The organism is Pseudomonas sp. RW10S2 (assembly GCF_014268985.1).
GTDB classification, from domain to species: Bacteria; Pseudomonadota; Gammaproteobacteria; order Pseudomonadales; family Pseudomonadaceae; genus Aquipseudomonas; species Aquipseudomonas wayambapalatensis.
Window position 1 is genome coordinate 1 of sequence record NZ_JABWRO010000167.1, and the last position, 9,423, is coordinate 9,423.

Annotated in this window: 12 protein-coding genes and 1 tRNA gene; 2 read left to right on the forward strand and 11 right to left on the reverse strand. The window is 62.9% G+C overall.

The window, feature by feature from the left end; all coding sequences use genetic code 11:
* Positions 1-63 precede the first annotated feature (63 nt).
* From HU729_RS23920 to HU729_RS23965, 10 genes are all read right to left on the reverse strand, one after another.
* Positions 64-139, reverse strand: a tRNA-Thr gene (locus tag HU729_RS23920).
* A 97-nt stretch (positions 140-236) separates the two neighbouring features.
* Positions 237-491 (reverse strand): hypothetical protein, encoded by a 255-nt coding sequence (locus HU729_RS23925; protein ID WP_226938352.1) that lies wholly within the window; start codon positions 489-491, stop codon positions 237-239.
* Between the two features lie 21 nt (positions 492-512).
* Entirely contained in the window at positions 513-893 is a 381-nt protein-coding gene (locus HU729_RS23930) for a hypothetical protein (protein ID WP_186711746.1), read from the reverse strand.
* An 18-nt stretch (positions 894-911) separates the two neighbouring features.
* Positions 912-1,118, reverse strand: coding sequence for a helix-turn-helix transcriptional regulator (locus HU729_RS23935; protein WP_043211003.1), 207 nt, complete (start codon positions 1,116-1,118; stop codon positions 912-914).
* A gap of 9 nt (positions 1,119-1,127) precedes the next feature.
* The gene (locus HU729_RS23940; RefSeq protein WP_186711747.1) at positions 1,128-1,706 is read right to left on the reverse strand and encodes a hypothetical protein; all 579 of its coding nucleotides are present in this window, start codon (positions 1,704-1,706) and stop codon (positions 1,128-1,130) included.
* Between the two features lie 479 nt (positions 1,707-2,185).
* The gene (locus tag HU729_RS23945) at positions 2,186-3,403 is read right to left on the reverse strand and encodes a methyltransferase (RefSeq protein ID WP_186711748.1); all 1,218 of its coding nucleotides are present in this window, start codon (positions 3,401-3,403) and stop codon (positions 2,186-2,188) included.
* Positions 3,404-3,518: 115 nt separating this feature from the next.
* The gene (locus HU729_RS23950) at positions 3,519-4,208 is read right to left on the reverse strand and encodes an ABC transporter permease (RefSeq protein ID WP_186665732.1); all 690 of its coding nucleotides are present in this window, start codon (positions 4,206-4,208) and stop codon (positions 3,519-3,521) included.
* Positions 4,205-4,900, reverse strand: a complete 696-nt coding sequence (locus tag HU729_RS23955) for an ABC transporter permease (protein WP_186665733.1) — start codon at positions 4,898-4,900, stop codon at positions 4,205-4,207. The genes HU729_RS23950 and HU729_RS23955 overlap by 4 nt, the downstream gene beginning before the upstream one ends.
* 57 nt (positions 4,901-4,957) lie before the next feature.
* A complete protein-coding gene (locus tag HU729_RS23960) occupies positions 4,958-5,710 on the reverse strand; it encodes an ABC transporter substrate-binding protein (RefSeq protein ID WP_186665736.1) in 753 nt (250 codons plus the stop codon).
* Between the two features lie 12 nt (positions 5,711-5,722).
* Positions 5,723-6,496, reverse strand: coding sequence for an ABC transporter ATP-binding protein (locus HU729_RS23965; protein ID WP_054895291.1), 774 nt, complete (start codon positions 6,494-6,496; stop codon positions 5,723-5,725).
* A gap of 643 nt (positions 6,497-7,139) precedes the next feature.
* Between HU729_RS23965 and gabP the strand changes: the two genes are divergently transcribed.
* Entirely contained in the window at positions 7,140-8,528 is a 1,389-nt protein-coding gene (gene gabP / locus HU729_RS23970) for a GABA permease (protein ID WP_054895290.1), read from the forward strand.
* Between the two features lie 77 nt (positions 8,529-8,605).
* On the opposite strand, the gene trmL is transcribed toward gabP, so the two are convergent.
* Positions 8,606-9,061, reverse strand: a complete 456-nt coding sequence (gene trmL, locus HU729_RS23975; RefSeq protein WP_186665737.1) for a tRNA (uridine(34)/cytosine(34)/5-carboxymethylaminomethyluridine(34)-2'-O)-methyltransferase TrmL — start codon at positions 9,059-9,061, stop codon at positions 8,606-8,608.
* Here trmL and HU729_RS23980 point away from each other — a divergent pair.
* Positions 9,060-9,423, forward strand: a 364-nt coding sequence (locus HU729_RS23980) for a hypothetical protein (protein WP_186711749.1), incomplete at its 3' end; no start/stop codon positions are given. The genes trmL and HU729_RS23980 overlap by 2 nt on opposite strands.

Genomic DNA, 9,423 nt, shown 5'->3' on the forward strand with positions numbered 1-9,423 from the left:
GGGGGGGGGGGTTTTTTTTTCGGGGGTTCCAGAGATTTTGAAAGCTTTCCATGGAACCTTGAATGGTGCCGGCACCAGGAATCGAACCCGGGACCTACTGATTACAAGTCAGTTGCTCTACCATCTGAGCTATACCGGCATAGGCGCGTCATTATAGCGATCGGTTGGCTGCTGTAAACCACTTCCTTGCATTCAACGCGAAATCGCCTAAGTCACCGCCCCAAAAGGAGAAAATCCTACCAGCCGCGGTGGATAGTGTTGACGCTCGGTTCAGGCTCTGCGGGGTTGAAAAACAGCTTGTGGTTGTCGCAACCGCGCTTGCGGCAGCGGTCGTCCACTCGCAGGGGCAGGCCGCGGTCGCCGCCGAGCTGCATGCCGGGGGTTTCCCAGTCCAGGTTCGAAGTCCTTGGGGTGTAGCTGCTGCTACTGCTGGAGCAGCCGCTCAGGGCCAGGCCAAGGGCCAGAAGGGTGAAAGGCGTGGTGTATTTCACGTGTCGAAATCCGTTCATCTATCAATCTGGGTTGCGAATGCGCTGGATGGTGCCACCGCAGGCCATGTAGCAGCTGTCGTATTCGCGGCCGCAACTGTAGCTGGATGAGCTGCCGAATGGGTAGCTCGGCTGGTAGCAGTTGTGACGCGCTTCCTTCTTGCTCTTGCCGGTCTTGCAGTACTGGTAGGCACGCATTTCGGCCTGGTACAGGGCGCGCTGGCTGTTTTGTTCCAGACGCTCCAGTTGCTGGCAATGCCTGCGCTCGCTCGAGCAGCTGTTGATGCAGTTCATGCCATGCGCGCTGGGCGGCGGCGAATACCTATACGTGTAACTCGGGCCGCAGCCGCTGATCAGCCAGGTGGCCAGCAGTACGGCGAGTAAACCTTTGTGGGGCAAATACATGGGTGTTGCAGTCCTTGATCATTCCTCGCTGAACTCCAGCAGGTCGCCGGGTTGGCAGTTCAGCGCGCGACACAGCTTCTCGAGGGTTTCGATCTTGAAACCCTTGATCTTGCCGTTCTTCAGCAGCGACAGGTTCGCTTCCGTTATGCCGATGATTTCCGCCAGGTCTTTGGAACGGATCTTGTTCCGGGCCATGACGACGTCGAGGCGGATGATTATCGGCATAAGGGCTGGCTAGACATAACAGTTGTGTTCATCGCTGATGGTCTTGGCGTCACGCATGAGCAGCGAGAAGGCGCAGAGCAGAATGCCTTTCATGATCTCGTAGACAGCCTCGGATGATACACCGATCGACACGCTGAAGCTCCTTTCGCCAGCAGGCAGGTCGATGGCCAGCGCCAGGCCCTCGAAGGTGCCGATCAGCGACCAGAGCAGCGGCGAGCCGATGCACAGCAGGCCGACCCACCAGAGCAGGCGGATGTTGGGCAGGGTCCAGGTCTGGCCCTTGGACAGGCGCATGAAGAAGATGCCGGTCAGTAGCAGGGCGAATGCCGAAATGGCGGTGGGAATCAGGTCGAGGAAGAACACCAGGCCGATCGCCAGGTGAGACGGTTGGTAGCCTTCGGCCAGGAGCAGCGGCATCTGGTCGCCGTAGGCCTGCAGGTAGGCGGAAACCATGGTGGGGTAGTCGAGCAGCCAGAGCATCGGCGTGCCGCCGAACTCGACGGCAGCGGTGGTCCAGGCCAGAAAGGCGGCCAGGGCGCCGATGGTGCGCAATCGGGAGCGCGCATAGGCGACGGATCTACTGTTCATGGGGTGCCTCCGTACAGTGATGAACGGGGTGGATTATTCTTGATAAATTATCGTAATACAATAATTTATTTTTCTGTAATAGCTTTTGCGACGCTTTGCCGCAGTGGGAACTTGAACCAGGTGCTGGAGCGGGTTTACCCGCGAAGAAGACACCGCGCTGCCTGGCACGGGCTACGCCCGTGTTCGCGAGACAAGCCCGCTCCCACAGGGGATTGGGCAGGCCTTTAGATTCTGAACAAAAGGAGTTGCTACCAGGGGCTTGCGTCGGATCTGGGATTTGGCTTATGCACAAGCGGCATGCAGGTGCTGCGCGAGAGGCATGCCGAAGCGCTGCGCCGTTGGTCTTTGCGCAAAGGCCTGTTTTTGTTGGCGTTCGCTTACTGAAGGGAATAAGTGAAGCGGGTGAAATAGCCAGTGGATCCAATAAGCCGTGAATTTCATCACAAGCTTGTTCACAGAGTTATCCACAGGTTTTCCGGTTATTCCCGCTCCCCCAGCAGCAGCAGGTTGCGCGGAGTCAGTGGATAGCTGCAGAACTCGCCCAGGCGCACGTTGTAACCCTGTTCCTGAAGGAACAGCGCACGATCGAGCACCAGCCACAACTCCAGCGGTCGACGGAACAGGTTGCGCAGTAGTTCGAGGTTGCGCACTTCGGCCAGGCGTTGCCAGCCGGCGGCTTCCAGCGCTGCCCAGTCGGGGTGGCCGTTCAGCGGCACCTGGCGCAGGGCTGCGAGGTCGCGGCAGTAGTCTTCGAAGGATTTGTCCAGCCAGGCGGTTGGCAGCGATGGGGTCGGCAAGTAGTCGTCGCAGTGGCGCTGCTGGCGCTGCAGCAGGTCGAAGCCCAGGCGACGGGCCATCGAGGTGTCGCGCAGGCGGCGCGCGCGGGCGCCGGAGGTGACGGTTTCGCTCAGTGGCAGGCCGAGGTCGGTGATGCTCAGTTGCAATGTCGAGGCCTGCGCGGTGCTCGACAGTGCCTGGTAATGATCGCGCTGGGTGCGGTTGTAGCAGCAGGGTGCGATTGCGATCTGTCGGCAGCCTTGCGCGCTGGCCAGTTGCAGCAGGCGCACGTGCAGGTCGCCGCAGGCGTGCAGGGCGACCACGCTGTGATCGCGGGTCAGGTGGCGAACGCTGTCAGCGGCCATCACATCCTGGTGCAGGTGGTGCGCGGGCAGGTGGTGGTGGTCACTCAGGGCCTGGCCGGCTGCGACGAGCTGGGCATCGTATTCGAGGCAGGTCAATTGCTGGCCGGGCTGCAGCAGCCGGCGGCCCAGGTGTCCTTTGCCCGAACACCAGTCCAGCCAGTGGGTCGCGGGCTGCTTGAAGCTCAGGCGGCTGCCGAAGGCTTCGATCTGCTGCCACTTGCGGCCGGGCACGTTGACCGCCAGGCGATGACCCGCTGTGTGCAGGTCGGCCAGGGGCAGTTCGGCGACGCGGGATAGCTGCCGGGCCTGGTCCGCGAGTTGCGGGAAGGGCGCGGGGGCGGGCAGTCGTTCGGGGTGCTGTGCGGCGGCTTCGGCTTGCTCCAGGGTGCGGGTGCGCAGCCATTGGGCCAGCTCGGGATGGCGGGATTCCCATTCCAGGTGCAGGGCGGTGAAGGGGCGGGGTTTCCAGAGGGGTTCGTGCTGGCGCAGGAACTGGTCCAGGGCCTGGAAGCGCGCGTTCAGTTGGTCGGGGGGGAGGAATGGGGTCGAGGGCATGGCGGGTGGTCGGTGGGCGGCCTTCGCGGGCAAGCCCGCTCCTGCAACAACCCCCCAAGCATGTGGGTAGCTGTGGCAGCGGACTTGCCCGCGAAAAGGTCAGCGCGGGTTCAGATCACCGCCCCTGGCAGGCGTCGACGCGCAACCAGCGCTCGAGCAGCTTGAAACCCTGCACCAGGACGAACGAAATCAACAGGTAGAACACGCCCGCCGCAAAGAAGATCTCCACCGGCAGGTAGGTGCGGGCGATGATCGTGCGCGCCATGCCGGTCAGTTCCAGCAGCGTCACGGTACTGGCCAGGGCGCTGGCCTTGAGCATCAGGATCACTTCGTTGCTGTACGCCGGCAGGCCGATGCGCGCGGCGCGCGGCAGCATGATGTAGAACAGTGCCTTGCCGCGCGACATGCCCAGCGCGCGCGCCGCCTCGATCTCGCCCTTGGGGATCGCCTGCAGCGCACCGCGCAGGATCTCGGCGATGTAGGCGGCGGTGTGCAGAGTCATGGTCAGCACCGTGCACCAGAACGGATCGCGCAGGTAAGGCCACAGCGAGCTGCTGCGCACCAGGTCGAACTGCGCCAGGCCGTAGTACACCAGGAACAACTGCACCAGCAGCGGTGTGCCGCGGAAGAAGAAGATGTAGCCGTAGGGCAGGGCGCGCACGTACCAGTGGCGCGAGGAACGGGCGATGCCCAGCGGGATGGCCAGGATCAGCCCGGCAACGACCGCGATGGCCACCAGCTCCAGGGTCAGGGTCGCGCCCTGGGCCAGGCGTGGCAGCCACTTGATGATGACTTCCCAGTTCATTGCGCGGCCCTCATGAAGCCGCGAGCGGCGCGTTTTTCAAGGAAATGCATGCCGGCCATGGCGACGATGGTCAGGCACAGGTAGATGCAGGCGGCGACGGCATAGAAGGTGAACGGCTCCTTGGTCACGGTCACGCCGATCTGGGCGTGGCGCATGATTTCTTCGAGGCCGATCACCGACACCAGCGCAGTGTCCTTCATCAGGATCATGAACAGGTTGCCCAGGCCCGGCAGGGCCACGCGCCACATCTGCGGCAGGATGATCCGCGACAGGATGCGCCCCTTCGACAGCCCCAGTGCCAGGCCCGCTTCACGGTGGCCCTTGGGGATCGCCAGGATCGCGCCGCGGAACACTTCCGTGGCGTAGGCGCCGAAACACAGGCCCAGGGCGATCACGCCCGCGGCGAAGGCGCTGAGCTCCAGGCCGGGCATGTTCAGGGCATCGCCGAGGCTGCTCATCAGCCCGACGGTGCCGAAATAGATCAGCAGGACCCACAGCAGTTCGGGCACGCCGCGAACCAGGGTCGAGTAGGTGCCGCCAAGCCATTGCAGCGGCTTGATCGGCGAGGTCTTGGCCAGTGCGCCGAGCAGTCCAAGGACCAGCCCCAGCAGCAAGGCACAGAGCGCCAGTTTTACGGTCATCAGGGTGCCAGCCAACATGGCCGGACCGAATCCGTGCAGGTCGATATTCATGGGCAGGGTGCGTTCAAGGGACCGGCACCGCGCAGCGGCGGTGCCAGTCGGGGCGTATCAGTAGATGCTGAACGGGAAGTACTTGTCGTTGATCTTCTTGTACGTGCCGTCGGCGATGATTTCCTTCAGAGCAGCGTTCAGCTTCTCACGCAGCGGATCGCCTTTACGCACGGCGATACCGATCTTGTCGCTCTCTTCCACCGGGTCGCCCTTGAACTCGTAGTTCTGGCCGTCCTTGCTCTTGAGCCACTCGTACTGCACGTACTTGTCGGCCAGGATGCCGTCGATACGGCCGGCGATCAGGTCCAGGTAGGCGTTTTCCTGGGTGTCGTAGAGCTTCACATCGACATCGCTGCCGTAGTGGTCTTCCAGCCAGGTGCCGGCCAGGGTGGCGCGCTGGGTGCCGATGGTCTTGCCCTTGAGCGAAGCCTTGTCGGTCTTGAAGTCAGCGTTTTTCGGCGCGATGAACTGCAGCTTGTTGGAGTAGTAGGGCTCGGTGAAGTCCACGGCCTGCTTGCGCTCGTCGGTGATCGACAGCGACGACACCAGGAAGTCGAACTTCTTGGCGTTCAGGGCGGGGATGATGCCGTCCCAGTCGGAGGTCACGACCGAGCACTCGACTTTCATCTTGGCGCACAGGGCGTCGCCGATGTCCTTGTCGAAGCCGACCACGTTGCCGCTGGCATCCTTGTTGTTGAACGGCGGGTAGGCCGCCTCGATACCCATGCGCAGTTTTTCCGCGGCCAGGGCGTTGGCCGACATCACCAGCGTGGCGGCAGCGGCCAGGAGGAATTTCTTGTAGGTCTGCATGTGTTGCTCCGTTTAGCGGTGGCTGGACATGAATTGCTTGCAACGCGCCGAGGTCGGGTTTTCGAAGACCTGTTGCGGCGATCCTTGCTCTTCCACGAGGCCCTGGTGCAGGAAGACCACTTCACTGGACACCTGGCGGGCAAAGTTCATCTCGTGCGTTACCAGCAGCATGGTACGGCCTTCGTCGGCCAGTGCGCGGATAACGTTAAGCACTTCCTGGACCATTTCCGGATCGAGCGCCGAAGTCGGCTCGTCGAACAGGATAACCTTGGGCTTCATGGCCAGGGTGCGGGCGATGGCGGCGCGCTGCTGCTGGCCACCGGAAAGTTGGGCGGGGTAGCTGTGACGCTTGTCGTGGATGCCGACCTTGTTCAGCAGCGCCTCGGCCGCTTCGATGGCCTCGGCCTTGCTCTGGCCGAGCACGCGGCGTGGCGCCTCGATGATGTTGTCGAGGATCGACATGTGCGGCCACAGGTTGAAATTCTGGAAGACGAAGCCGATTTCGCTGCGCAGACGGTTGATCTGGCGGTTGTCGGCGGCGATCAGGTCGCCGGTCTTGGTGGGCTTGAGCTTGAGCGCTTCGCCGGCGACGAGGATTTCACCCTGGTGCGGGTTCTCGAGCAGGTTGATGCAGCGCAGCAGGGTGGACTTGCCGGAACCGGACGAACCGAGGATCGAGATCACGTCACCGTCGCGCGCGGTCAGCGAAATGCCCTTGAGAATTTCCTGATCGCCATAGCGTTTGTGCAGATTGCGGATTTCCAGCGCGGGCGTGGCCTGGGCCATGTGCGGTCCTCATGTGTTCGGGTGCGTTCCCAGCTGTTGGCGGCCTTCCTGGCGAGCGCAACGCTAGCATAGCGGCGTAATGGCGGCCAACCGGGTCGCAGCAGGCTCGGGTCGTTGACAGGACAGTTTGTCGCATCGCTGCAGTGCAACGTCGCGCGGATGTCCGCAACACGGTGCGCTTGGCGCCGGAGCCTTGATGAAAAAAGGCGCGATGGTGCCAGTTTTGGGCGGGGGAGGGAAGGAGTTTTGGTTTTGTTCACTAGTGCGCCCCCGCCCCAACCGTAGGAGCGGGCTTGCCCGCGAAGGCCACACCACCGACTCAAGGTTGCACGCCGAGGTTGCACCTTTTGTGCCCCTGATCGGTGCAAAGGTGTTACCAAGGACTACCTTTAGTGCATTTGTAAGTGGGTATTTCAGTAATGCACACTTGGCCCGCAGGCCTGGATGGGCATTCGGTCAAACCCTGGCTGAATGCCCGCAAGGCCCCGCCATTCGGGACTGAGGCAATATTCAGACGAATGATTTTCCGCGCTGGCGCACTTATTGCCAGCTGGAAAGCGCCGATTGCCAAGGCGTCTAAATCAACCCCTGGCGCGCTTCGTTATCAGCAATCGGGTGGTCCACTCCTTACAAAGGTAGTTTTATGAGCGGTAAGCACAATTCCAATGACCTCGCTCAGGGGCTCAAACAACGGCATGTCACCATGCTGTCCATTGCTGGCGTCATCGGCGCCGGTCTGTTCGTCGGCTCCGGCCACGCCATTGCCGCAGCCGGCCCGGCGGTCCTGCTCGCCTATGCCGCTGCCGGTACTCTCGTGGTGCTGGTGATGCGCATGCTCGGCGAGATGGCCGTCGCCTCGCCAGACACCGGTTCGTTCTCGACCTACGCCGACCGCGCCATCGGGCGCTGGGCCGGCTTCACCATCGGCTGGCTGTACTGGTGGTTCTGGGTGCTGGTGATCCCGCTGGAGGCCAACGCCGCTGCAGCGATCCTGCATGCCTGGTTCCCGGCCGTCGACCTGTGGGCGTTCTCGCTGGTGATCACCCTGGCGCTGACCATCACCAACCTGTTCAGCGTGAAGAACTACGGCGAGTTCGAGTTCTGGTTCGCCCTGCTCAAGGTACTGGCGATCATCGCCTTCATCGTCGTCGGCTGCGCGGCCATGTTCGGCATGGTGCCGGGCAGCCAGGTCAGCGGTGTCAGCCACCTGTTCGATACCCAGGGCTTCATGCCCAATGGCCTCGGTGCAGTGCTGGCGGCCATGCTGACCACCATGTTCTCGTTCATGGGCACCGAAATCGTCACCATCGCGGCCGCCGAGTCCAAGGACCCGGGCAAGCAGATCAGCCGTGCGACCAACTCGGTGATCTGGCGTATCTGCCTGTTCTACCTGGTGTCGATCTTCCTGGTTGTGGCCATGGTGCCGTGGAACGATCCGACCCTCGCGGAAAAAGGTTCCTACCAGACCGTCCTGAGCCTGATCGGTGTGCCCAATGCCAAGCTGATCGTCGACATCGTCGTGCTGATCGCCGTGACCAGCTGCCTGAACTCGGCGCTGTACACCTCTTCGCGCATGCTGTTCTCCCTGAGCAAGCGTGGCGACGCACCGGCCGTGGCCCAGCGCACCACCAAGGCGGGCACCCCGCACTGGGCGGTCATGCTGTCGACCGCTGCGGCCTTCCTCTGCGTGTTCGCCAACTTCGTCGCGCCGGCCCAGGTGTTCGAGTTCCTGCTGGCCAGCTCCGGCGCCATTGCGCTGCTGGTGTACCTGGTGATCGCCGTTTCCCAGCTGCGCATGCGTGCCCAGCGTGAAGCGCGCGGCGAGAAGATCTCGTTCAAGATGTGGCTGTTCCCGGGGCTGACCTGGGCGACCATTGCCTTCATCGTGGCTGTGCTGGTGGTGATGGCGCTGCGTGAAGATCACCGGATCGAGATCATCGCGACGGCCTTGCTGAGCATCGCCGTGGTCGCGGCGGGCCTTTTGCTGCACCGCAAGCGCGGTGCTGCCGGGCAGGTGGCGCTGGATAACTGATCCGCATCGCGCAAATGAAAAGGCCGCGTCCTGTGAGGGGCGCGGCCTTTTTCATGGGCGGCGAATCGCTGTCTTGCTCAGGCAAAGCCTTGCTGGCGCCAGGCCTCGTATACCGTGACGGCCACGGTATTGGACAGGTTCAGGCTGCGACACCCGGGCCGCATCGGCAGGCGCAGGCGTTGCTCGGCGGGCAGGCTGTCCAGCACCTCGGCAGGCAGACCGCGGCTTTCAGGGCCGAACAGGAAGGCATCGCCCGGCTGGTAGGCCACTTCATGGAAGGGGTGCGAGGCCTTGGTGGTGAAGGCGAACAGGCGCGGCTGCCCCAGGCTCTCCAGGCATGCTTCGAGGCTCTCGTGGCGCTTGAGCGTGGCATACTCGTGGTAATCCAGCCCCGCACGACGCAGGCGCTTGTCGTCCAGCTCGAAGCCGATCGGCTCGATCAGGTGCAGGTCGCAGCCGCTGTTGGCGCAGAGGCGGATGATATTGCCGGTGTTCGGCGGAATTTCTGGTTGAAAGAGGATGACGTGAAACATGCACGGCTCCAGGCACGAAGATGACGAGCATTCTACCCTCGAACCGGACCCGCGTTCGAAGGCTTGGCCGCGTGTGTTGCTGTCGATGGCGATCGTCGGTGTGATGGTGGGGCTGATGATCGGTCGCCTGACCGCCCCTGACGTTCGTGTGCTCGAGCGGGTCGAGGTGGTGCAGGATGGCCTCGACCTGTGGTTCAACGAAGCCCCCAAGCTGCGTGGCGAAAACGTCGAAGGGACGGTGGCCGTGGTGTTCCAGGCCGAGGGCAAGGCCCAGCGCGGACAGTTGAGCCTGCAGGGGCGGCCGGTGGGCTGGCGCTTGCAGCAGAGCGAGGAAGGGTTGGTGCTGACGGTGGTTGCCGCGC

What these genes read in the sequence shown, in the direction of transcription:
- gabP (WP_054895290.1), top strand. Translation starts at nt 7,140, where the DNA reads ATGAGCGGTAAGCACAATTCCAATGACCTCGCTCAGGGGCTCAAACAA.
- HU729_RS23950 (WP_186665732.1), bottom strand. Translation starts at nt 4,208, where the DNA reads ATGAACTGGGAAGTCATCATCAAGTGGCTGCCACGCCTGGCCCAGGGC.
- HU729_RS23935 (WP_043211003.1), bottom strand. Translation starts at nt 1,118, where the DNA reads ATGCCGATAATCATCCGCCTCGACGTCGTCATGGCCCGGAACAAGATC.
- HU729_RS23955 (WP_186665733.1), bottom strand. Translation starts at nt 4,900, where the DNA reads ATGAATATCGACCTGCACGGATTCGGTCCGGCCATGTTGGCTGGCACC.
- HU729_RS23940 (WP_186711747.1), bottom strand. Translation starts at nt 1,706, where the DNA reads ATGAACAGTAGATCCGTCGCCTATGCGCGCTCCCGATTGCGCACCATC.
- HU729_RS23960 (WP_186665736.1), bottom strand. Translation starts at nt 5,710, where the DNA reads ATGCAGACCTACAAGAAATTCCTCCTGGCCGCTGCCGCCACGCTGGTG.
- HU729_RS23930 (WP_186711746.1), bottom strand. Translation starts at nt 893, where the DNA reads ATGTATTTGCCCCACAAAGGTTTACTCGCCGTACTGCTGGCCACCTGG.
- HU729_RS23965 (WP_054895291.1), bottom strand. Translation starts at nt 6,496, where the DNA reads ATGGCCCAGGCCACGCCCGCGCTGGAAATCCGCAATCTGCACAAACGC.
- trmL (WP_186665737.1), bottom strand. Translation starts at nt 9,061, where the DNA reads ATGTTTCACGTCATCCTCTTTCAACCAGAAATTCCGCCGAACACCGGC.
- HU729_RS23945 (WP_186711748.1), bottom strand. Translation starts at nt 3,403, where the DNA reads ATGCCCTCGACCCCATTCCTCCCCCCCGACCAACTGAACGCGCGCTTC.